Consider the following 22,890-nt stretch of genomic DNA (forward strand, 5'->3'; position numbering starts at 1 on the left):
ACCCAAAAACCACTTTGAAATTAGAGTATAATACTGGATAAATGGCCCTGTTTCGCATTCATTTCCCAAAAAACAGAATATAAATCTGAAATTTAATTTAAGAAGGATGAATGAATCAAATAAATAATTTCCTGTTACTGGGATTATTTTCAGCATAAAAGCCGCTATTCCTCACACACCATACCACCAGAACTTCATAACTATTTGAATGTAAAAACATAATCAGCTATCGGCAGGACAAGATATCACAATGCAAGCATACCAGCTCAAAAACAGTCTGGCGGGTTAGAATCATTGACAAAACCGATGCCTGAACAGGCATATAACCTGTTCAGCAGGACAGCTATCTGCGTCAACGTAAATCCTGAACTCTTTTATCGCATCAAATAGTACAGGAAGCGCATGAATCCCTGTTATGAGCATGATATGTTGTCTGCTTTAGTCTATGAGTAAAATGAAGGATGAGGACAGGCATGACTAAACTGCGAGTGGGTATCGTGTTTGGTGGTAAGTCAGCAGAACATGAAGTGTCGTTGCAGTCGGCAAAAAATATTGTTGATGCTATTGATAAATCGAAGTTTGATCTCGTGCTGCTGGGAATAGATAAGCAAGGGCAATGGCATATTAATGACGAGACCAGTTACTTATGCAATGAAAATGATCCGGCACGAATTGCGCTTAATTATTCCGGGAATAATATTGCACTGATCCCCGGGCAGGCTAATCATCAACTAACTCAGGCTGACAACGCGCATCCCCTGTCCCAAATAGATGTTATTTTCCCTATCGTTCATGGAACGCAGGGAGAGGACGGCTGCCTGCAAGGCTTATTGCGAATCGCTAATTTGCCATTTGTTGGCTCCGGCGTATTAGGCTCGGCGGTAAGTATGGATAAAGACATCGCGAAACGCCTGTTACGTGATGCGGGTTTAAATGTTGCGCCCTTTATTACCTTAAGCCGCGCGACGCGTGCTAAAGCAAACTTTGCTGACATTGAGAGACAGCTTGGATTACCCATGTTTATTAAGCCCGCCAACCAGGGCTCCTCAGTAGGTGTCAGCAAAGTGGCTAACGAACAACAGTTTCAGGCTGCCATAGATTTGGCCTTTAACTTTGACCATAAAGTGGTCATTGAACAGGGAATAGCAGGCCGGGAAATTGAGTGTGCGGTGCTGGGTAACGATTACCCCCAGGCAAGTACCTGTGGCGAAATCGTGGTCAACTCAGATTTTTATTCATACGACACAAAATACATCAATGAAGAGAGTGCCAGGGTCGTTGTGCCAGCACCACTGTCCCCTGAGATTAACGATAAAATCAGGGCTATTGCCATCCAGGCCTACCAGGCTTTAGATTGCAGTGGCATGGCCCGTGTTGACGTATTTCTGACAAAAGATAACGACGTTATTATTAATGAGATAAACACCTTGCCCGGTTTTACCAACATTAGCATGTATCCTAAGTTATGGCAGGCAAGTGGCATTGGTTATTCTGAGTTAATTACACGTCTTATTACTCTGGCCCTGGAACGGCACCAGCAAGATAACGCGTTAAAAAGCTCGGTCAATTAACACGGGCTACTCTTCCGCCGCCTTCTTTTCTTCATGAGGACGGCGGATACAAAACCCAGCCAGCCAGAAGCTAACAATCCAGGTAGCCAAATCTATGACGTAGCCTTTCCAGCCCGTACTTTCAAAACCCAGCATACCAACCACACCGTTTAAAATAAAAATAAATCCTACAACGACAGCATAATAGTGCCAGTCACGGCGCATTTTTAACATCGGCATCAGTCGCCTCATATCAGCAGATAATATCTCCCGCTATTGTCGCATAACTCCAGTAAATACGTTGTCGACAGCGTGAATACCGTAGATAACTTTACAATAAAATTAAATAAACGTGAGCCAGTGCAGACTATATAACCGTAGAAAGGGCTCCTGTCGTCAGACAGACACGAAAAAATCGCACCTCATAAAAAAATCATCCCCCCGGTCACGTGGTTGCCACCGGGGGGAGTACGAGATGCTACAACGCCAACATACTCTCATTTTGATACAAACGGTGGGTTACACACCGGGATATCATGGGCTTACCCCTGAGCCTACATCTTCGCCTCATTATGCGGAACATCTTGTAAAGTATGCTCAAAACTACGCAAACGCTTATAGATAGACATCAATTCAACCAGTGTCGTCCAGGAGTTAATCAAGTACTGGAAAGCACTGCGAACCTGGCTAAAAACGTTGTTTATCTGGGTCATCAGTCCAAGAGTAATGGTTCCGGCAACGATAGACGGGAACATCAAAAATATTCCAAAAATATTATCGACCTGGAGGTACAAAATTCGCGCAATGTTAAAATAGGTATAGTGAAAGTAAAGACGAAAATAATTGTGACGCACCGCGTGGAAGAGGTCTTTCACGGTCGGGGGAGTTGCACGATTAACATCATCTTCCCCATAGACCAGCTCCTTACGATAAGCGGCTTCCACTTTCTGGTTATTAAACTGTAATCCCGGCAGTTTTATACCGACCATCGCCAGTAATCCTGTACCCGCGATAGACCAGACAATAGCGGCCACCACTAAGCCGTAAGGCATCTGCCCGAGGATCGGAATGGTTTGCACATGAGGTGACAGGGCAACCAGGACAGGAAGGAAAGCGATCAATGTCATTACTGACTGTAATAAACGTACGCCCATATCTTCCAACGTCGCAGCAAAACGCATCGTATCTTCCTGCACACGTTGAGCTGCCCCTTCAATACTGCGTAACATCTGCCAGTGTTCCATATAGTATTCGTTCATCGCGGTACGCCAGCGAAAAACATAATGACTAATAAAAAAGTTGTTCAATACCGAAACAGTGACAGCGATTAACGCGATACCAAGAAAGACACCTGTCTCATAATAGAACTGATTTAATGTGACAGAATTAGGAGAACTGAGCGCCTTTTGAATAAGGTCATAAAACGGGGCATACCAGGCATTAATTGCCACCCCTACTTCAACCAGAAACCAGGTCACAAAAATAATTAATGACGACCCGAGAATTGACCAAAGCTGCCAGCGATGGGGGCGATAGATAGCCCAGAACCCTGCAAATAAACCAACACAGGCAGCATAGTAAGCATAAAACACCAGCGATTTCAGTGACCAGAAACGCGTAGCATTAATGGGTACCTGCTGACTGGCGCCCACGAGATTTTCAAGCCACAGGTCCAGACCGACTTGCCAACTAATGACAGCCAAAAGTCCCCAAATAGCCGCCGAAATGAAAAACATTTTCGGCGATGGAAAAAAAGATTTAAACATTACTTAACTCCCGGATACATATTTTTTTTATATAAAAAATCAAATAAAAAAAAACAAGCACGAACAGGTTTAACGGTCTGATTCTAAAGAAAAGACTCGTGGTTGCTATTATCCTGTTAGTCATGAATCGTCAACAATCTATGGTTATAAACGGTTACCAAACTGCATAAAAACCACACAGGCGCTCCGGTTTCTGATAACAGAAAATGAAATAATGTTGAGAGTGCCAGTGTGGCCTGCTTTTTCTCTCAGAGAATGAAGACATTACGCATACCGGTAACCATAATAACCCATTTATTGATATCATTTTCCAATAAAAGTTCATCATGCATGATGTGATAAAGACCACAGAGGCTACGCCATGAAAATGACGCTGTGTGTGACAAGACCAAAAAAGGAGGAAAGTGGCCTCCTCCCCTTGTGTTAATGGTGAGATATAGCAGCCTTGCCATCACTCGTATTGGTTAACGGCATGGCCCCCCGCGCTATACTGAATAGAGTCTGTTATTTCCCAATGGCCGGGTTTTAAAACGACGATGCAGCCACAGATATTGTTCCGGTGCCCGCATAATTTCTTGTTCAATTTTACGGTTCATATAAGCAGCAGCTGATTGTTCGTCATTTTCATCCAGCGGGTAATCATAAAATTCGGGTTCAATAATGAGCTGATAACCTTCCCCACCGGGTTTACGGATCAGTACCGTGGTTAACATTGCTGGTTTCGCCAGACGTGCGATAGTAAAAGTACCGTTCGTTGTTGCCGCCTTCTCGACAGCAAAAAAGGGAACAAAAGAACTCCCCTGCGGCCCGTAGTCTTGATCCGGTGCAAACCAGACGGCTTCACCCGATTTTAATGCTTTGACCATCCCCCGGAGGTTACGGCGATCCAGCATGGCTTTATTAGAACGAGAGCGTCCCCGCGTCTGAATAAATTCCAGCACGCTATTATTGTGCGGACGATACATTGCCATCATTGGGTGATGTAAGCCCATCACTCGTCCACCGAGTTCTAGCGACATGAAATGAACACCAATAACCATGATCCCTTTCCCTTTGGCACTGGCGGCAATGAGGTGTTCCAGACCACTGACATGACACCATTTATTAACCCTGGCATCAGACCAGAACCATCCCATTCCTGTTTCAATCAATCCGCGTCCAAGAGAACTAAAGTTCTGGCTGACAATAATATCAATTTGTGAGTCAGTATAATGAGGGAAGCAAAGTTTGAGGTTTTGTTGTGCAATGGCGACACGGCGCTTAAGAAAATGCATTGAAAATCGGCCAAACCAGTCTCCCATTTTCATCAGGAGAGGATAAGGCAATTGTACCCATAGCCAAAGAACACCGATACCAAACCAGGTCAGCCAATAGCGGGGATGCAATAACCCCTTTTTAATCAAGTGATTTTTGGACATAAATGAACTCTTCTGTGCGACAAAAATTTGTATCGCATAAAGAACTCAATCAGTAGCGGTACACCAACGTTTTTAGCAATAAACGGCAAGCTGAAAGGGAGCCTTCACGTAAAAACATTCAGAGATGGTACGCTATTTCTGTTAGAAGTTAACACGAATATTCTGTAAGGTGAAAAATTCTTTCAGTCGATATATCTTGTTGTTATATATTTGTTTTTTAATTTACCCTCACAATGTATCAATTACATTTTGATAACCCAACGCATTTGAATGACAGGTTGCAGGCAAGATGCTCCCGGCTCACTGACTGCCCCCCCGTGAGCAAGAGGTACTGGGTTTACCGACGAATCGACAACCTGAAATATGGCGGGGCTTAGACCTCATGAATACCACGGGCCCACTGTAACGCACGGTTACGCTTTTATTATCCCAATTCTGGCATTCAAACTTTGCATAACAGCGCAGAGTAGGTTAAATAGCGGTAATAGATTAATTTTATTAATTGGACTCCGTTACCTTGAAAACGCGTCTTCCTCAACTCATTCTGCTTATCAGTGCCCTATTTTCAGTAGCGAGCCAGGCGGAATCATCCCCAACTGAAGACTATGTTGTTGATATTACAGACCGCTACGCTAATCATATCTTTTACGGTAGCGGTGCGACAGGTATGGCCATGGTGGTAATTGACGGAAATCAGCGAGTGTTTCGCAGTTTCGGAGAAACCCGGCCAGGTAATAGCCAGCTCCCGCAACTGGATTCCGTCATTCGTATTGCCTCCATAACTAAGCTCATGACCAGTGAAATGCTGGTCAAATTGTTTGAGCGGGGGGTTGTCAAACTCGATGACCCACTCAGTAAATATGCCCCACCGGGTACCCGCCCACCTACCTATAATGGTCAGCCCATTACCCTGATAAACCTGGCAACTCATACCAGCGCGTTACCCAGGGAACAACCCGGCGGTGTAGCCAACCGCCCCGTATTCACTTGGCCTACCTATAAACAACGCTGGAGCTGGGTATCACAGGCCACACTGACGACCGCGCCGGGTACAGTGGCTGCGTATTCAAACCTGGCTTTTGATTTGCTGGCTGATGCGCTATCCCGGGCAACAGGTAAGCCCTATGACGAATTATTCCGTGAAAATATCGCCCGTCCATTAGGTATGAAAGATACCACCTATACCCCTTCCCCGGACCAGTGCAGACGCCTGATGGTTGCGGAGAAAGGCGCCAGTCCTTGCAATAATGCCCTGGCTGCTATTGGCAGTGGCGGAATTTACTCCACGCCCGCGGATATGATGCGATGGATGCAGCAATTTCTCTCTTCTGATGTTCATCAGCGATCTTCTGAAGCGGACAGAATGCAAACGCTTATCTATCAGCGCCAGCAGTTAACGAAAGTGATTGGTATGGATGTTCCAGGAAAAGCCGATGCCCTCGGTTTGGGATGGGTCTATATGCAACCACAAAATGGACGGCCGGGGATTATTCAAAAAACCGGGGGGGCTGGCGGTTTCATCACTTATATGGCGATGGTGCCTCAAGCTAATGTCGGTGTTTTCGTGGTGATTACACGCTCCCCGCTAACCCGTTTTGTCAATATGAGCGACGGAGTCAATGACTTGGTTTCTGAACTCAGCGGTTACCGGCTGGATACATCGCTAGCAAGCAATATACCGACCTCACAGGCCGGTAGGTAACTGCGACTGTCACTGGATTTGCTCTGCTGTTTTGCGATATTTTTTATCAAGATACATTAGTGCATCCGCCTCATTCATTGCGCTGTCAGGTGTATACCGTTCGGGGTCTGCGGCCAATACACCTATACTGGGGCCAGTATAATCAATCACACATGAAGAAAGGTGATACTGGCCGGATAACAGGTGGGATAATCGCGCATATAGAGCATCTGCCGCCCGTAATGCGGAGGGATTATCTTGTGGGCCTAAGGCTGCCACCACAAATTCATCCCCACCAATACGCCCCAGTAGTTCACCATCGCGTAAATTTTCCTGTAAACGTCGGGAAAAGGCACAAAGAAATTCATCGCCAATATCATGGCCATAAATATCATTAATTTGTTTAAATTTATCCAAATCAGCAAAAACCAATAAAATATAGCGAGATTCTGCTCGAGCCCTGGCAAATAAACGTGGAAGTATATCAAAGACAGCCCGGCGATTAGCTAACCCTGTCAGTTCATCAGTAAAACTGGCAGTTGCCAGTACCGTGTTTGCATCTTTAAGTTCCTTCAGTAATTGTTCACTCTGAATTTGTTGAGCAATCAATTGCGAAAAGAGTTGTAAGACCTGCCGGCTATGTTCAGTCAGTCTCCGTTTTAAAGAGCTGGCAGCGCAGAGTGTGCCATAAAGCGACCCGTCAGAAAGCACCACCGGAATACTGGCATAGGTAGTAATACCCAGTGCCCTGGCGGCGACTGAATCCCCCCAGAGGTCTGGAACGTCACAGGTATAAGAGCATTGTTCATCCAGGGCTCTTTTACACAGCGTATCCCCCCAAGGTACGGAGAGGCCTTCAGGGATCTGCATCGTCTTAGTATTACGAGCAAAGAGCACATGCTGTAGACTGCCGTCCGGCTCTATACGCGTGAGGTATGTAGACTCCATATTGGTGATCAACTCAAGCATCCATAGTAACTGCCTGACCAGATCTTCAAGAGTATATTTAGCATCTAATACCGTAGAAATACGCTCAATCAGATTATCGATTGCCATAATGAAATACCTTTATTAAGGGCTTATAAGCTTACAATCTGCACTAATACAGATTCTAACCTTAAATTCTATTACTGAAGTAAGTATTCAGTAACCCACCCGTTATGATGTTTTCTGATGATGATGATGATGGCGGCTGTGCAATTTACCTCGAGAATCGAGAGCTATGAGCAGTACCGAAGCAATAATACAAAGCGATCCCAGCCAGTCAGGTAGTGAGAACGTAATACCCAATAAGAGAACAGACAGCATGGCACTACTTAAGGGTTCGGCACAACTCAAAATGCTCGCTTTTTGACCACCAATCAACTGGGCGCCGGTAAGATAGAGGCTGAATGTCATGGCAGTGCCAACAACTATCAAATAGAAAAAAGCCAGCAATGCTGTGCCGCTTGCAGTAAAGCTTCCTACGTCACTCGCATAGAAAGGTGTCAGCATCATCCCACCTAGTAACATACTCCAGCCAACTATCGGTAAAGTACCAAAACGCGCAATTAAGCCTGAAGGGTAGGTCGTATAAAAGGCTGCAGAAAATGCCGACACAATCCCCCAGAATAGGGCACCGCCAGAAATACTTAAAGAAAATGGATTACCATGCGTTACCAGTAAAAAGGTTCCTACCAGAGAAATGCCAATAGCAGCAAAAATCAGCTTACCTGTACGTTTCTTTTTCACCAGGGCATACCAGGCCACAATAATGGTTGGTGAAAGAAATTGTAAAACTGTTGCCGTCGCCGCATTCGATTTTTCAATAGTGAATAAAAAAGTCAGCTGCACAAGCATGGCTCCAAACAGGGTGAACAGTAACAGTGAGATAATGCTGTCTCGATGTCTGAATACGGCAAAGATCTTATCCCCGTGTGTCAGAGATAAGGTCAGTAGAATTAAGCCAGAAAACAGTAAACGCAGCATTGTCAGGGAGGCTGAAGAGATATTGCTGACTTCCATAATGTATTGAGCACAAACACCCGAGCTGCCCCACATCACAGCAGATATCAATACAAACATCATACCTTTCCGACTGTTACCCATTTTTTCCTTTCACCCCATCAACCACAGCAAACATGATAAGAATATCAGTAATGAAATTCTCATTGAACGTCAATCAATTGATATTCAATGAGAAAACAGTCACATTTAACGTCTCATTAGCTTAAATGCCGCAAATAAAAATATAATCCATACAGGTAACAGCATAGCGGATAAACGCATTTCATCCATTGTGCACATAAGCCCGAGGATCATCACCATAAAAGCAATACACAGGTAGTTTCCGAAAGGATACAGCAGTGCCTTAAAGTGAGTCTCTTTGCCCTGACGCTGCATCTCTCTGCGAAATTTGAGATGAGCCAGGGAGATCATTATCCAGTTAAGCAATAAGGTGGCGACCACCAGGGCCATTAACAGCCCAAATGCAGCATGGGGTAACAAATAGTTGAGTAATACGACTAATGAGGTAATCCCTGCAGACAAAAAGAGGGAATGGACCGGTACACCACGGCGGTTAACCGTCGCGAGAAACTTAGGCGCGTTACGCTGAACAGACAGGCCAAACAGCATACGACTATTAGAATAGACCCCGCTGTTATATACCGATAATGAGGCCACCAGGATAACAAAATTAAGGGCGGAGGCAACGATATTGCTATCCATTTCATGGAAAATCATCACAAAAGGACTACTGCTTGATTTAATATCCAGCCAAGGATAAAGCGACAGCAGCACTACCAGTGAGCCAATATAAAACAGCAAGATACGATACACTACTTGATTAATAGCTTTAGGGATCGTCGTTTGGGGGGAACGGGCCTCAGCCGCAGTAATTCCAATCAGCTCCAGTCCACCAAAAGAAAACATAATCACAGCGAGTGACAAAATCAGTCCGTGCCAGCCTGTCGCGAAGAAACCGCCATGTTGCCAGAGATTATTCACCCCTGCACGTTCACCGCCCTGCCCCGATGACAGTAGCCAAATTCCGAAGCCTATCATGCCAATAATGGCCAGTACTTTGATCAACGCAAACCAAAATTCCATTTCACCATACAGGCGAACATTAACCAGATTGACCGCATTGATGATGACGAAAAACAGCGCCACCCAGCACCAGGTTGGAATGTCGGGGAGCCAATATTGCATATAAATACCGGCAGCGGTCAGTTCGGCCATTCCCACCAGCACAAACATCACCCAGTAGTTCCATCCGGAAAGGAAACCTGCGAATGGACCCCAATATTTATAGGCAAAATGGGCAAATGAACCCGAGACAGGTTCTTCAACCACCATCTCTCCTAGCTGACGCATAATCAGAAAAGCAATGACCCCTGCAATCCCATACCCCAACAGGACGGCTGGCCCTGCCATCTGTATCGCCGGACCTATCCCGAGAAATAAGCCAGTCCCGATAGCACCGCCCAGTGCAATCAGCTGAATATGACGATTTAGCAAACCACGCTTTAACATTGGGCTTTTCTGATTATCAGCATCAGCCATTTTTTCTCTGGATGCGATTGACGTGTTCCTCAACATCCATCTCCTTTATGTTTGTAGAAAACGCACCTTTTAACACTTGCGGCAATGCCTGGCAAGGAAGGGTTAAATACTGTTCCGGTCTGATATAAATAACCTGTTCGGGAAAATCATGCCCCCATCATCTTACAACGCATTTAAACCCTCTATAACAGCATTTAAATCAATTGGATACCGTCAGCTCTCATAACGGTCAATGCAGTAATCTCCTGCTGGTTACAAGAGTGCGGTATTTGTGAATTATTACAGGTAAAACACCTGTGGCATGGTTAATTATCAACCATCAGTAATTGGTTTCCCTTCCTGAAGGACGCCATTTCTCCCATGGCATGCCACTCTCCCCCTGAAGAGGAAAAATAGGTGAGATGAAACTTACAAGCCACACATTAAAAATCACCAGCCAATATTCTTCCACTAAAAATATTGATCAATGCACTTTATGATAAGAACAAACAGATAAAATACAGCCACCAATCAGCATACTGATTTAATAATTACTTATAAAATTAATAGGTTAATATAATACCAATAAAATAATGGCTAAACTCTATTTAATGCTCAATAAATTATTGGATAAAATGACTGTGTTACAAAGTGCGCCTTCAACGATAAGTTACTTTAATAATGAAAGTAACTGGGTAATAATTAATTTTTCCTTAATCTCAGGGTGACCATGAAAAAGTCCGATAAAAAAAAAGAGAGACGGCCACTGAAATTAAGTAGCGCTGTAGTACTGATGTTATGTGCTGTCATTGGTTCAGTACTGGTTGTTGTTTATTCTCTCTATTTTCTACAAATCAGTCAGCTGACACGCAGCAGTGTCAAGGAGAGCGCGTTGGCGGTGGCCAGAACCCTGGCGGACACCCCTGTCATTCAGCAGGGGTTAATGTCGCCAGAGAAAAGCAAGTTTATTGCTCCTTTTGCTGAACAAGTTAAAGAGCGCAATCACTTACTCTTTATCGTGGTGACCGATATGAAAGGGATCCGTTACTCGCACCCTGACCCTCGCCATATTGGAGCCCATTTCATTGGTAATGATATTGAGCCCGCGCTACAAGGGCATGAATCTACAGGAATAAACCGCGGTAATCTCGTAACATCATTGCGTGTTTTTACCCCGGTTTATAATCCCCGGGGACACCAAATTGGTGTGGTTATTGTCGGCACGTCTCTCAGTGAGGTGAATCAACAGATCAATCACAGTCGCTGGAATATGCTTTGGGGGATACTATTCAGTGTACTGGTCGGCTCAATCGGATGCATGTTACTAATATATACTCTGAAGCGCATTCTTTTTGGTTTTGAACCCTATGAAATATCTACTCTTTTTGAACAACGCCAGGCGATGCTACAGTCGGTAAAAGAAGGAATTATCGCCATTGATCAACAGGGTAATATCACACTGATGAATCAGACAGCACGCAAGGTTCTCTTATCTCCTGATGATTTCAGTGCTAACAATGACATTGTCCCTTTACCAATACTGACAACACTTCATGAAGTTCTCGATAGTGGAAAAGCTATTGAAGACCGTGAAATCATTATCCAGGGCCGGCAGATACTGTGCAATTCGGTTCCGATTTATGCCCGAAATCGAATCATTGGTGTCATTTGCACTTTTCGCGATAAAACAGAAATTAACCATCTTACTCAACAAGTTCATGGCATGGTCAATTATGTCGATGCGTTACGGGAACGCGCACATGAATTTATGAATAAGTTGCATGTCATTTTGGGTCTGCTTCAGCTAAAACGCTATGACAAACTGGAAGCCTACATTTTACAAACAGCCAATAATTACCAAATTGAGATTGGTGCCTTACAGAGTAAAATCAGGCAACCTGTAGTAGCCGGTTTTTTAATTGGAAAAATAACGCGGGTTCTTGGAGCCGGTCATCAGTTAATTCTCGATGAAGAGAGTTTTCTCCCTGATAATCACAACGAGCAGCAGATAATGGCACTGATAACTGCCCTTGGTAACCTGTTTGAGAATGCCGTGGATGCCCTACAGGGCCAGGAAGGAGGGGAAATTGAGGTCTTTATGCATTATCAGCATAACATGCTAACGGCGATAGTCAGCGATAATGGCCCTGGAATCCCCCCTGATCTGATTAACAACATATTTAATAAAGATTTTTCCACCAAAGGGGAAAAACGCGGTGTTGGACTGTTCCTGGTAAAGCAGCAAATTGAAAACTGTCATGGTAATATTCAAGTGGAGTCGGTTCCTGGCACCCTCACCCAATTTATTATTCAACTTCCATGGGACTGTGAAAGGAATAATGCGTGATTAATGTATTAGTTGTTGATGATGACGCTATGGTAGCGGAATTAAACCGTGCCTATATTAGCCAAATCCCAGGGTTCACCTGCTGTGGTTCTGCTTCTACTCTTGCACAAGCCCAGGAGTACATCAGTGACCCTGAACAAAAAATAGACTTGATTCTATTAGACGTATATATGCAGCAGGATAATGGTTTGGATCTATTACCAATACTGCGTAAAAGCAATCATACGATTGATGTGATAATCATCTCTTCAGCATCTGATTTCGCGACGATTCAAAATTCATTGCACTATGGCGTTGTTGATTATCTGATTAAGCCGTTTCAGTTTGCACGTTTTGAAGATGCGCTGACGCACTGGCGTGATAAACGGGCACTCATCGGCAACCAGAAAAGTTATCAGCAAGCTGATGTGGATCGTTTGTTACATGGTAGCTACCCAGCAGCACCTGATCCCAGTCGCCTGCCGAAAGGTTTAACCCCCCAAACGCTGCGTACTATTTGCCAGTGGATCGACAGTCATCAGTATGATGAGTTTTCAACAGATGAACTGGCAACTTCAGTCAATATTTCTCGCGTATCGTGCCGTAAATACCTTATCTGGCTCGATAAGATAGATATTCTTTTTACTCGGATCCAATATGGTGTAACCGGGCGGCCTGTTTATCGCTATCGTTTACAGCATGAACATGCCGGGTTATTAAAGCAGTTCTGCTTGTAAAACCTGCCCGTAAATCATTCACATTACCTGTGGCCACGTAGCCAACTGAATCGATATACATAGACTGCGGTATCATTCAGTGTAGTGAATACAGGCAATACCCAGGTAATGTGAAGCATAGAGGTTATATCTGCCAGTTAGTGATGCAACATCTCATCAACCACCTGTTCCTTCGTCATATTATAGGGGTAGAATGTTGGCCAGTTATCCATCTCTTTTAACAGTGCGTCCTGAGATGTGTTACCCATATAAATATGGAAGTGCTGTGACTGCCGTGGCCCAATAATATGGTCGCTGAACTGCACATATTTTGGCGCTGTTGATTGTTTATCCGTACATTCAAAAAGGTAACGCACACCTTTTTTCCCTGATGCATAGGTCAGGATTTTATAACCCTGGTAGTCATATTTGCAGGATTGGGTCTCTTTGCCGGTATGAAATTCAATAATATTGTTTTCAATACCTAAAGAATCAATATCGGTTGCATATCCGTGCTGATAGTAATCCCGGTACTCAGCCACACTTTTTTTACCTTGCTTCGCTTTTTTTTCCAGCACCGGGTCTAAACTACCGTCTTGTAAATAACTGTATACTGACTGCCAGACACCATCCCAATCAGAAAGAGGACGATTTTGTACCACTGAATCATCAAACACACCTTCCCCCGCCTTACGTTCAACTTCAGTCAGCGGTTTGCCATGACTACCATGAGCAGCAGCATGTAATGACGGCAGTAAAAGACACATTCCCAATGTCAAAGCAGACTTTTTCATCCTCAGCGACCTTTCGTTAAATTATTTTGTTACGTTATAACATAATTCAACTGGCGCGATCAAATGTTAATCAATCATGTCTCATGTCTGGTCAACAGTGACTAATAGAAAAACAACACCGGCCTGTTTAACGCCGTATTATTCTTCAAGACGGTCATTCATTTATTCTCTCTTAAAGAAATCAAGACATGATATTATTCCACCAAAGACGCTGTATTTTCATTGCGGCAGTAACTTTATTCATTACCATTAATTAAATTGATATATCAACTTACGCTCATGGCAAAAACAAACCATTTTAATTTTTTATATCACTTGCTAGTCTGATGAATAACAAACATGAAACCAAGGGTTCGGTCATTACTATATTCACAGCATAAAAATGCATGCTGTTAACATTAACCAGTAAGGAGACACGCTCTGAATCATGTCAGAAAAAACAATTCCCCTGATATAATTCCGAAGGCATGGCGGCAGAAAAAATGATTACATATATAAAAAGGCTAATAATAACATTCTTATTATTAACGGGATTAGTACTGATTCACCCTGAGGAAAGCCAGCTGATTTATCATCTTGCCCATCTATTACGCTACAGGTTACATCTTGCCTGCACTTCCACATCGGATATAAATTTTAGTTAACTCTGTTACCCTATGATTTATTTATGGTTAATAACCAATAAAAAAATCATGCTTTCTTTTTTGAAAAAAGTAAACCTGTCGTTACGATGACTGGATAAGGGACTCTGCTTTTTCGGTGGGCCAGAGTGATCACGGTAGCCACATTCTGGTGTCAGGATTTACTCCAGGGGGGGAATATAGCCCCCATTAATCATCCCTGGCACGGAGGCTTTATCAACATGTACCATGGCTGTTAATAACGGATGAAAATTGAAGCGATTATAAAATCCCATCTTATCCGGCACGGAATAAATAAATACTTTGCCAAAGGGGGAAAGATCATGCATCACACGATCCATAAGTAATTTCCCCCAACCATAACCTTGATAGTCAGGGTGAACGGCAACATCACACAGATAAGAGGCATAATTAAAATCACTAATAGCACGCGCGGTGGCCACCAGCTCCCCTTCATAATAACCCAGATAGCGAAACTGACTGTGCTCAAACGCTTGCTGTAGTTTATCCACCGGACGGTCGTTTAAACCACACATTGCCAGTAATGTCGCCAGCTTTTGCCAGTCAACAGTCGTGATTTCGTCATTGCTGACCAGTGTTAAACTCCCCACCCCTGACTCCAGTTAGCTCATTCATATTTATCACTTCACTATAAAAGCTATCCCTGTTGTTATTCAAGCAGGCAGCGCATCCGTCACTGTCAGACATGGTGGTTACCAGGCTCAGGAAAAAAGGTTATCTCGCTGCTCAAGCGGCATAATACGCCATTCTTGCGGAACCTGACCGGGTGAAATCCACATGGGTTCCACATTGCCTACTCGATTTCCGTAAGCGGTCCCAAAAGCATAGTAATTCAGTACGCGGAAAACGCCAGAATGGGCGACGATCAGTGGGTATTCAAACTGGCTCAATACAGCATTCACTGCCCCGGTAACTCTTGCGAGAAAAACTTCCCAGCTTTCTCCCCCGGGAGGCGTATCTTCATAGGGGGTAATTTCTGACCACGGACGCCCTTCCAAGTGTCCCCAGTCGCGCTCCTGTAACCCATCGAAGGTGGTGTAAATCCCACCGGGCACTGCCCGTTCTGCAGTTTGCTGTGCCCGTAATAAGGGGCTGACGCCGATACCGTTCCAGTGGAAACGAGCCAATAGCGACTGTGCTCGTTCTGCTTGTTGTTTACCATTTTCGGTCAAAGGAACATCGGTGCTGCCGCCGATCAACTGTTCTCGGTTCAACGGTGTTTCACCATGGCGGACAAAAACAAAAGGCTTACAAATTATTGACATAATTCTCTTTCAACCGTTGGAAGAGTAATAATCTCGCACCTGAGTACCTGCTGCCATCGGGCTGTGTTATCAAGTGCTGTAAATAACGGTGCAAAATAGTCGCAGGACAGCAATGAAACGAGTTTCTTTAAACAACTCAATGTGGGATGAACATTCCAGCGGCAGAAGTCTACTTCCCCGTCGAGAAGCTGCTGATACGCCAGCTGATTCAGATGCCCGGTAAACAGAGTCCGATGGTGGAAATCATGACGTGCCCGTAATACCCCCGCCATACCGTTCATACCGTCAGGATCTGATACCAGTAGTAACGACGCATCAGTGGAAAATAACGGTAAGTTTTGAACCAACGAGCGCAGCGCTTCTGGCACACCCGGTCGTAAACTGCCATCATTTTGCTGGGCCATTTGTTGCATCATCAACCGACACGGTTCATCCATCACAATACTGGCCTGTTTTTCCGGGGCCATTAACAATGCCATCTCTACCGCTCGCCCTGAAGGCGGTACCGGACAAAGACAAGGCTGCTGTAGATGCTGACGAAGTTTATCCAACTGTTGTGGTTGCGGGGTGTCATAAAAACCATAGGAAGCATCCACTAAGGCAATACGTGCCGGCGGCGGTGGATCAAAATGAAACAGCATAGACTCCATGCTAATATCACCGCTGTAAAAGATACCGCCCGCAATATCAAGATGAAACCATACCCCGCCATAGGCATGCCCACTACTCCCTGTGGTGATAGTTATGCCGCCAATACGAAAACGGCCTCGTATTTCAATACAATGGATATCGTAGCCTGCTGGCAAAGACTGTGCGGTGATATGACTGCAGTACACGGGTACATTGCGCGGGATACGATGTAATCCACCAATATGATCAATATGATCATGGCTGAGTAATACCGCATCAATATTGGCAGGTACCGGCCATAATGCCTCATCAGGCTCTAGTGCCCCACCAGCATCCAGTAAAATACGCAGATTTTCCGTATGCAGTAAAATAGCCGCTGGCGCTTTTCGGTTTAATCCACTGATCAGCTCTATTTTCATGCCGCCTCCAGGCGCCAGCCCTGATGCATACGGACATAAATATTTTGCTGCTGTTGTAGAGGAAGGTGGTGAAATGCCGTAAGTTGCTGGCCATCTGACAGCCGTAAAGCCACCAAATAACGCTCTCCTTGATAAATACAATGCTCAACCTGGGCACTGAGCCCCGCCTCTGCGATTTGGACATGTTCAGGGCGAACCAGTACTGGCTGTACACTATGGCATGATTGGCCAGTAAAACCATCGTGCAGCAAAACACTGTCCAAATATGGGGTATTAACAGGGGCGGGTAATGACAGGATGCTCCCCTTCCCTATAAACCTTGCAACCCAGGTATTTTGCGGCTGTTGATATAAATCCTGAGGTGAGCCCCATTGCATTAACTCCCCTTTATGCATTACCGCAATATGACTGGCCAGTGCCATCGCCTCCGCTTGATCATGCGTGACATAAACAAACGTAGCCCCAGTGCGCCGATGAAAATCACGGAAAGTTTGTTCCATCGTGCCACGCAAATGTCTGTCGAGATTAGCCAGAGGCTCATCCAACAACACCACTTTCGGCTCAGAGACCAGGCAACGGGCCAGAGCGACACGCTGACGCTGCCCGCCACTAAGCTCCAGGGGAGAGCGATCGGCATAAGACCCCAGCTCAACAATATCCAGCGCGTCCATAACCCGCTTATGTCGTATCGCCCCATTTATCTTACGTAGTTTGAGCGGATACCCTACATTTTGGGCAACAGTCATGTGTGGCCACAAGGCATAAGACTGAAAGACCATCCCCATATCGCGACATTCCGGTGGCTCGTGGGTCGTTTTATCCGCCAGTAATTTCCCGCCCAACCACAAACGCCCATCGCTGAGTTGTTCCAGCCCTGCCAAAATACGTAGTGTGGTCGTTTTGCCACAACCACTTGGGCCGAGCAAGGCCGTAAAGGCACCTTGCGGAATCGTTAAATTTATATTTCTGACAACACTCTGTTCGCCAAATACTTTACTAAGCTGTTCCAGTTTTAACTCTGCCACGGAATAACTCCTTTAGGTAAATACTTACTCAGGGCACTCAGTAGCAACATGACCATGGCAACCAGGGCGACAACCAGCACAGATATAGCGGATGCGAGTACCTTATTTCCACTCTCATCAAGGCTGAATATCACCACTCCGAGCGTCTCCTTCCCGGCACTCCACAGGAGTGCTGAGACCGTTAACTCATTCACGGCGGTCAGAAATACCAACAATGCCCCGGCAAATGCTGCTGGGGCCAGGAGTGGCAGGACGATGTGATTTAAGCGTTGAGAAAAATTAGCACCGGCGAGGCTTGCTGCCTCCTCCATCGCCGGATCAAGCTGCATCATGCTGCTATGTACCGGTTTTAAACAGACCGTTAAAAAACGCGCTAAATAGGCAATAAAAATAATCGTCAGCGTCCCACTGAGGCTTATTTCCAGGATCGGCAATGGTCGGGAAAACAGAAGAATGCAAGCAATCGCCAGCACCACGCCGGGTAGCGTATACGGGATATCTATCATGCTGTGTAACCAGCGTAACGGGCGGCTGGGGTAACGAACCAATAACCAGGCTAATGGCAAACTGCTCACTAGCAATACCATTGCCGATGATACGGAAAGCACCATGCTATTTGTCAGTGCGCGCCAGGCTGAACTTTGCTCGTCAAAAATGCCACGCCACGCAGCAAAGGTAAGGGTGTCGCTATTCAGTGGCACCCCCATGGTGGGAACCAGTGAGGTGGCTATCAGCGCCAGTAATGGCGCAACTAAAATGCCAAACAATACCAGCCCCAGTAACAGTTCCACACCAATTCGCCACTTCCCCAAAGTAAAGCTTAAGGAACGTCCGGCCATGCCAATCAATGGCAGGGCATAACGTCGTTGCATTCGAGTCTGTATAGTGACAATGGCAATGGCCAGAACCCCCATCAGCACTGACAGGGCAGCAACCTCATTAATCATTGCCGGACCGAAACTTGAGAGCGCCTGATAGATATAGATTGGCAAAACAAAATAAGAGATGGGGATGCCAAGCATCGCTGGAATTCCAAAATTGCCCAGCGCGGAGACAAAAGCTATCGTTGCTCCGCCCCAAAGTGCCGTTCGGCAGAGGGGTAATACAATATCGATAAATACCTGCCACAAAGAAGCACCGCTTAAACGCGCGGCTTCAATATGTTCTTTTGGCAGGCACTGTAATTGGGTGCGTAGAGCAAGAAACACCAAAGGGGCATGCTGGATACCCAGTAGTAAAGCAATGCCTTCGGCAGAGTAAAGTGGGTTCACACTACCAAATTCAGGTGCAAGGCCAATGCTGTTAAGCAAAATACTGTTTGGCCCAAACAGCTGTAGCCAGCTCAATGCCGTGACCTGAGGGGGGATCATCATCGGCAGCATAAACAGGAATACCCATATTTGCTTCATACGGATATTGGTCAGTGCCAGACAGAACGCGAACAAGCTACCTAACAATAAAGAGATCAATGTCCCTAAACCACTGGTGTATATACTGTGATAAAGAGCCACCCACGTTGCCTGATGACTTAATACTCGCCACAGGCTACTGTCACTACCTTGACGCCAGTCCACCAGCGCAGATATCAGTAACCGCAGGCAGGGTAATAGACTCAGTAACGCAACGAAGCATAATAATAACCAGATCACCCCTTTCATTGAGCGATTACCAGCATTCTGATGCAGGGTCATACTTGTCATACAAACACACCTATAAAAACCAGTAACCGCAGGTAATGTGCCGCTACTGCTTATCTGATTGGCAGTGAAACCGACAGACGTTTAACGGTTACCAAATAATTCAGCAAAGCGTTTCTTATTGGCATCGGTATCTGCCAAAGCTTTAGCCGCATCCAGAGGCATCAGCTTAATCGTATCCCGTGGTGGAAACCCCTGAGGAACTGGCAGGCTGGCATCAGCTGGCAGGAAACCTTGTTCAAGCACCAATTTCTGCCCTTCAGGTGACAGTACAAAATCAACAAATGCTTTTGCCGCTTCTGGATTTTTGCTATTGCTCATAATAGCAACCGGCTCAGTCACGATACTGACGCCCTCTTTTGGAAACACGAATTCAATGGGTGCGCCTTTTGCTTTTTCACGGATAGCCATGTAGTCCACCAGGACACCGTAAGCCTTGCTACCAGAAGCGATAGCACTCATAACCGCACCATTACCGCTTTGGGGCATGGCTCCATTTTCTTTCAATTTTTCGTAATAGGCCCAGCCCAGAGCCGGATCGTTCATCACCGCGGCTTGATGAATTTGAGCCGCACCGGAGTACAACGGGCTTGGTAGCGTCGTCATATTTTTAACTTCAGGCTTGAGTAGATCATTCCATGACACGGGTTTTACTGGCGCTTTCGTATGGTAAGCAATTCCGGTAGTAATAAGCTTAGTACCCGAGTAAAAACCGTCTTTATCATATAACGCGCTATCAAAACGGGCGGTCTGTGGTGACTTATAAGGTGCCAGTAAATGCTGCTGTTTCAGTGACTCCATCGTCACATTGTCTGCCAGTAGCAGGACATCAGGCGTCGCGGCACCGGCTGCTAATTCAGCCTGTAAGCGAGCCGTGAGCTTGGTGGTTCCGTCGCGGATCCACTTAACCTCGATATCCGGATGTGCTTTTTCAAATGCGTTCACTGTCATCTGTGCATCATCATTAAGCTGGCTGGTATAGAGATTCAGTGTGGATTTGGCCGCAGCCGATGCACTCATTATTACCAGCATCAATGTTGCAAACGCATTTTTCTTCGTCATCATTCAATCGCCTTCAGGTTTTGTTGCGTTTATCAGAACAAGGAAATTTGACAGGGATATGACAAAGCATTTCTGTGTTATGAAAATCACATTTTGTGAAAAATGACGTTACGATGAAAGGCATGGTTCATGCCCCCACAAGACGAATTTTATTAAATACGAGAGGAATGCCATGACAACATAAATACCATTATCGACAATTACTGGTAATTATATAAATGCAATTACAAACACAGATAAGGAACAGAGGAATGTAGTCCGCCATCAGCCACCGGCCAGTGAAATACATCAGGGAAGATATATCATATTATATACAACCCCACCTGACCCATATAAAAACAGGGCATTATCACAACAAAACCAGAATAAATTATCATCAATGATCAATCCGGAAATACTCTTTAACAAGTAATACCATACTGTTTTACATTCACCTGAATTCACTTTCAGGAAAAAACAGCCTGCTTTCTAAACCATATATTAAAACATAAAAAACCTGTCAGACTCGACAGGTGAAAACGAAGGTAAAAACCAGCCCCATCATGAAATAATAATAACATGAACAACCATCACACATGGCTATTTAACTTATTAAACACACATACACACACCCAATGACTCAGGAAATAAATAAAATATAAAAAATAATAAAATCATACCATTGGATGCTGCTCCAGCATATTAAGCTGAAAACATGCCCATGGCATCTTTACATGAGAAAAATCTTAATCTATACATTTAAACACAATGTAATTATTAATCTTCAATTAAATCGCACCATCGTATAAATAGGGTTAATTCACTATGCCCAAGCAGAACACAGAAAAAGGTAATGCGCAAAAACTGGGGTTAGTTGCGCTGATATCCATAGTTATCAGTTCTATGATCGGCAGTGGTGTCGATGGATTACCACAAAATATGGCAGCAAGTTCTGCCGTTGGTCCGATTGTTATCGCATGGATAGTGTGCGGATTTGGTATGTTTTTTATCTCGCGGGCATTCATTATATTATCAAATCTCAGGCCTGATTTGCAGTCGGGTATTTATATGTACTCCCGGGAAGGGTTTGGTGCATTTACTGCTTTTATTGTCGCCTGGGGTTACTGGCTGATGACCATCTTCAGTAATGTCGCCTTTGCTATCATGGTCATGGATACCTTAAATTATTTTCTACCCGGCGATTTTAAAGGTGGCAATAACATACCATCGGTGATTGGTGCTTCACTGTTAGTCTGGGGATTCAACTTCCTGGTGCTGTCTGGCACCAAGGTGGCCGGGACAATCAACATAATAGGAACATTCGCCAAGATGATTCCCCTGGTGGTGTTTGTATTCCTGTTAATCTATTTTATGACGTTCTCCCGTTTAGTCAGTGATCCCTGGGGGCATAATCCTGTCGTTTCAGAGCCCCAGTTAGGATCAGTATTTTCACAAGTGACCTCACCACTCAATGTTGCCCTGTGGTGCTTTATCGGCGTTGAGGGGGCTGTTGCCCTGTCTGGCAGAGCCAGAAATAAAAAAGATATTGGTAAAGCGACTTTTATTGGTTTTCTGATTTCACTGATTATTTGTATCCTGATCTCTGTTCTCCCTTTTGGTGTCATGCCACAAAATGAACTTAGTGTCATTGCGACCCCTTCCACTGCAGGGATACTTAAAGTCATCGTGGGTGACTGGGGCGAGATAATGATCACCGTTGGTGTGCTGGTTTCGGTACTCACCAGCTGGCTTGCATGGACGATGATTTGTGCTGAAATTCCAATGGTAGCAGCACAAAATGGCACATTCCCGAAACCTTTTGCTCAAAAGAACAGGAACGGTTCAGCATCGGTCTCTTTGTGGATCAGCAGCGCGTTTATGCAGGCAGTGATATTCATGGTTTATTTTTCAAATCATGCCTGGCTCGCCATGCTGGCTATATCTGCTTTAACCGTTCTCCCGGCCTACTTGATGTCAACAGCTTATCTGTTCAAACTCTGCCTGACCGGGGAATATAATCAATACCCATCAGAGCATAGTCGTACATCTGCTCTTATTTGTAGCCTGATTGGCATGATATTTTGTCTGTTTATGTTTTATGCCAGTGAAATGAAATATCTGGCGATGGTTCCTCTATTATTAACCATCGGTTTACCACTCTTCGCCTGGGCAAGAATTAAAAATGATGGTGCCAGTAAGATATTCACCCATATTGAGCGTGCTTTTTTTATTTTTCTGATCGCGACAGATCTACTCGTTTTAGTTCTCTATCTAGAAGGAATCATTAAATTTTAACCCGTACATAACTTTTAATTTAAAATGGATGTCATCGTCAGTATTGATCTCTGTCATTATCTTAACGCCTTGAAAATATT

At 44.8% G+C, this 22,890-nt stretch carries 18 protein-coding genes; 5 read left to right on the forward strand and 13 right to left on the reverse strand.

Annotation, left to right across the window (positions count from 1 at the left end; genetic code table 11):
- Positions 1 to 473: 473 nt before the first annotated feature.
- Positions 474 to 1,571 carry a D-alanine--D-alanine ligase gene (ddlA, locus tag JK154_RS10330; protein WP_211992464.1) on the forward strand — a complete coding sequence of 366 codons (1,098 nt, stop codon included), beginning with the start codon at positions 474 to 476 and terminating at the stop codon, positions 1,569 to 1,571.
- A 6-nt stretch (positions 1,572 to 1,577) separates the two neighbouring features.
- Here the strand turns inward: ddlA and JK154_RS10335 are convergent, their stop codons facing one another.
- The 3 genes from JK154_RS10335 to lpxP all read right to left on the reverse strand — a co-directional run bounded on the left by JK154_RS10335 (position 1,578) and on the right by lpxP (position 4,734).
- Complete coding sequence (locus tag JK154_RS10335) at positions 1,578 to 1,790, reverse strand: DUF2754 family protein (RefSeq protein ID WP_211992465.1); 213 nt, start codon at positions 1,788 to 1,790, stop codon at positions 1,578 to 1,580.
- Between the two features lie 314 nt (positions 1,791 to 2,104).
- Positions 2,105 to 3,316 (reverse strand): peptide antibiotic transporter SbmA, encoded by a 1,212-nt coding sequence (gene sbmA / locus JK154_RS10340; RefSeq protein ID WP_211992466.1) that lies wholly within the window; start codon positions 3,314 to 3,316, stop codon positions 2,105 to 2,107.
- A gap of 485 nt (positions 3,317 to 3,801) precedes the next feature.
- A complete protein-coding gene (lpxP, locus tag JK154_RS10345; protein WP_211992467.1) occupies positions 3,802 to 4,734 on the reverse strand; it encodes a kdo(2)-lipid IV(A) palmitoleoyltransferase in 933 nt (310 codons plus the stop codon).
- Between the two features lie 517 nt (positions 4,735 to 5,251).
- Between lpxP and ampH the strand changes: the two genes are divergently transcribed.
- Positions 5,252 to 6,436, forward strand: a complete 1,185-nt coding sequence (gene ampH / locus JK154_RS10350) for a D-alanyl-D-alanine-carboxypeptidase/endopeptidase AmpH (protein WP_211992468.1) — start codon at positions 5,252 to 5,254, stop codon at positions 6,434 to 6,436.
- Between the two features lie 9 nt (positions 6,437 to 6,445).
- On the opposite strand, the gene JK154_RS10355 is transcribed toward ampH, so the two are convergent.
- From JK154_RS10355 to pheP, 3 genes are all read right to left on the reverse strand, one after another.
- Positions 6,446 to 7,471: a sensor domain-containing diguanylate cyclase gene (locus JK154_RS10355; RefSeq protein ID WP_211992469.1), complete on the reverse strand. Its 1,026-nt coding sequence runs from the start codon at positions 7,469 to 7,471 to the stop codon at positions 6,446 to 6,448.
- Positions 7,472 to 7,573: 102 nt separating this feature from the next.
- Positions 7,574 to 8,503 carry an EamA family transporter gene (locus tag JK154_RS10360; RefSeq protein WP_211992470.1) on the reverse strand — a complete coding sequence of 310 codons (930 nt, stop codon included), beginning with the start codon at positions 8,501 to 8,503 and terminating at the stop codon, positions 7,574 to 7,576.
- 105 nt (positions 8,504 to 8,608) lie between these two features.
- Positions 8,609 to 9,997 carry a phenylalanine transporter gene (gene pheP / locus JK154_RS10365; protein WP_211992471.1) on the reverse strand — a complete coding sequence of 463 codons (1,389 nt, stop codon included), beginning with the start codon at positions 9,995 to 9,997 and terminating at the stop codon, positions 8,609 to 8,611.
- A 673-nt stretch (positions 9,998 to 10,670) separates the two neighbouring features.
- On the opposite strand from pheP, the gene dcuS reads away from it, so the two are divergent.
- A complete protein-coding gene (dcuS, locus tag JK154_RS10370) occupies positions 10,671 to 12,287 on the forward strand; it encodes a DcuS/MalK family sensor histidine kinase (RefSeq protein ID WP_211992472.1) in 1,617 nt (538 codons plus the stop codon).
- Positions 12,284 to 13,003, forward strand: a complete 720-nt coding sequence (dcuR, locus tag JK154_RS10375; protein WP_211992473.1) for a two-component system response regulator DcuR — start codon at positions 12,284 to 12,286, stop codon at positions 13,001 to 13,003. The genes dcuS and dcuR overlap by 4 nt, the downstream gene beginning before the upstream one ends.
- Positions 13,004 to 13,140: 137 nt before the next feature.
- Here the strand turns inward: dcuR and zinT are convergent, their stop codons facing one another.
- The 7 genes from zinT to JK154_RS10410 all read right to left on the reverse strand — a co-directional run bounded on the left by zinT (position 13,141) and on the right by JK154_RS10410 (position 20,539).
- Positions 13,141 to 13,776, reverse strand: coding sequence for a metal-binding protein ZinT (gene zinT, locus JK154_RS10380; protein ID WP_211992474.1), 636 nt, complete (start codon positions 13,774 to 13,776; stop codon positions 13,141 to 13,143).
- An 802-nt stretch (positions 13,777 to 14,578) separates the two neighbouring features.
- Complete coding sequence (locus tag JK154_RS10385) at positions 14,579 to 15,028, reverse strand: GNAT family N-acetyltransferase (RefSeq protein ID WP_349291102.1); 450 nt, start codon at positions 15,026 to 15,028, stop codon at positions 14,579 to 14,581.
- 111 nt (positions 15,029 to 15,139) lie between these two features.
- On the reverse strand, positions 15,140 to 15,703 hold the full coding sequence (locus JK154_RS10390) for a histidine phosphatase family protein (protein ID WP_211992475.1): 564 nt from the start codon (positions 15,701 to 15,703) through the stop codon (positions 15,140 to 15,142).
- Positions 15,694 to 16,752 carry an MBL fold metallo-hydrolase gene (locus JK154_RS10395; protein WP_211992476.1) on the reverse strand — a complete coding sequence of 353 codons (1,059 nt, stop codon included), beginning with the start codon at positions 16,750 to 16,752 and terminating at the stop codon, positions 15,694 to 15,696. The genes JK154_RS10390 and JK154_RS10395 overlap by 10 nt, the downstream gene beginning before the upstream one ends.
- The gene (locus tag JK154_RS10400; protein WP_211992477.1) at positions 16,749 to 17,777 is read right to left on the reverse strand and encodes an ABC transporter ATP-binding protein; all 1,029 of its coding nucleotides are present in this window, start codon (positions 17,775 to 17,777) and stop codon (positions 16,749 to 16,751) included. The genes JK154_RS10395 and JK154_RS10400 overlap by 4 nt, the downstream gene beginning before the upstream one ends.
- Complete coding sequence (locus tag JK154_RS10405; RefSeq protein ID WP_249215857.1) at positions 17,765 to 19,477, reverse strand: iron ABC transporter permease; 1,713 nt, start codon at positions 19,475 to 19,477, stop codon at positions 17,765 to 17,767. Before JK154_RS10405 ends, JK154_RS10400 begins: the two co-directional genes overlap by 13 nt.
- Before the next feature lie 81 nt (positions 19,478 to 19,558).
- The gene (locus tag JK154_RS10410) at positions 19,559 to 20,539 is read right to left on the reverse strand and encodes an ABC transporter substrate-binding protein (RefSeq protein WP_249215858.1); all 981 of its coding nucleotides are present in this window, start codon (positions 20,537 to 20,539) and stop codon (positions 19,559 to 19,561) included.
- 801 nt (positions 20,540 to 21,340) lie between these two features.
- Here JK154_RS10410 and JK154_RS10415 point away from each other — a divergent pair.
- A complete protein-coding gene (locus JK154_RS10415; protein WP_211992478.1) occupies positions 21,341 to 22,810 on the forward strand; it encodes a basic amino acid/polyamine antiporter in 1,470 nt (489 codons plus the stop codon).
- Positions 22,811 to 22,890 lie beyond the last annotated feature (80 nt).

This window comes from Citrobacter sp. JGM124, assembly GCF_018257795.1.
Lineage (GTDB): Bacteria > Pseudomonadota > Gammaproteobacteria > Enterobacterales > Enterobacteriaceae > JGM124.

Excerpts from the sequence above, each read along its gene's own strand:
- ddlA (WP_211992464.1), top strand. The coding sequence starts at position 474 with ATGACTAAACTGCGAGTGGGTATCGTGTTTGGTGGTAAGTCAGCAGAA.
- JK154_RS10335 (WP_211992465.1), bottom strand. The coding sequence starts at position 1,790 with ATGCCGATGTTAAAAATGCGCCGTGACTGGCACTATTATGCTGTCGTT.
- sbmA (WP_211992466.1), bottom strand. The coding sequence starts at position 3,316 with ATGTTTAAATCTTTTTTTCCATCGCCGAAAATGTTTTTCATTTCGGCG.
- lpxP (WP_211992467.1), bottom strand. The coding sequence starts at position 4,734 with ATGTCCAAAAATCACTTGATTAAAAAGGGGTTATTGCATCCCCGCTAT.
- JK154_RS10355 (WP_211992469.1), bottom strand. The coding sequence starts at position 7,471 with ATGGCAATCGATAATCTGATTGAGCGTATTTCTACGGTATTAGATGCT.
- JK154_RS10360 (WP_211992470.1), bottom strand. The coding sequence starts at position 8,503 with ATGGGTAACAGTCGGAAAGGTATGATGTTTGTATTGATATCTGCTGTG.
- pheP (WP_211992471.1), bottom strand. The coding sequence starts at position 9,997 with ATGTTGAGGAACACGTCAATCGCATCCAGAGAAAAAATGGCTGATGCT.
- dcuS (WP_211992472.1), top strand. The coding sequence starts at position 10,671 with ATGAAAAAGTCCGATAAAAAAAAAGAGAGACGGCCACTGAAATTAAGT.
- zinT (WP_211992474.1), bottom strand. The coding sequence starts at position 13,776 with ATGAAAAAGTCTGCTTTGACATTGGGAATGTGTCTTTTACTGCCGTCA.
- JK154_RS10390 (WP_211992475.1), bottom strand. The coding sequence starts at position 15,703 with ATGTCAATAATTTGTAAGCCTTTTGTTTTTGTCCGCCATGGTGAAACA.
- JK154_RS10395 (WP_211992476.1), bottom strand. The coding sequence starts at position 16,752 with ATGAAAATAGAGCTGATCAGTGGATTAAACCGAAAAGCGCCAGCGGCT.
- JK154_RS10405 (WP_249215857.1), bottom strand. The coding sequence starts at position 19,477 with ATGACAAGTATGACCCTGCATCAGAATGCTGGTAATCGCTCAATGAAA.
- JK154_RS10410 (WP_249215858.1), bottom strand. The coding sequence starts at position 20,539 with ATGATGACGAAGAAAAATGCGTTTGCAACATTGATGCTGGTAATAATG.
- JK154_RS10415 (WP_211992478.1), top strand. The coding sequence starts at position 21,341 with ATGCCCAAGCAGAACACAGAAAAAGGTAATGCGCAAAAACTGGGGTTA.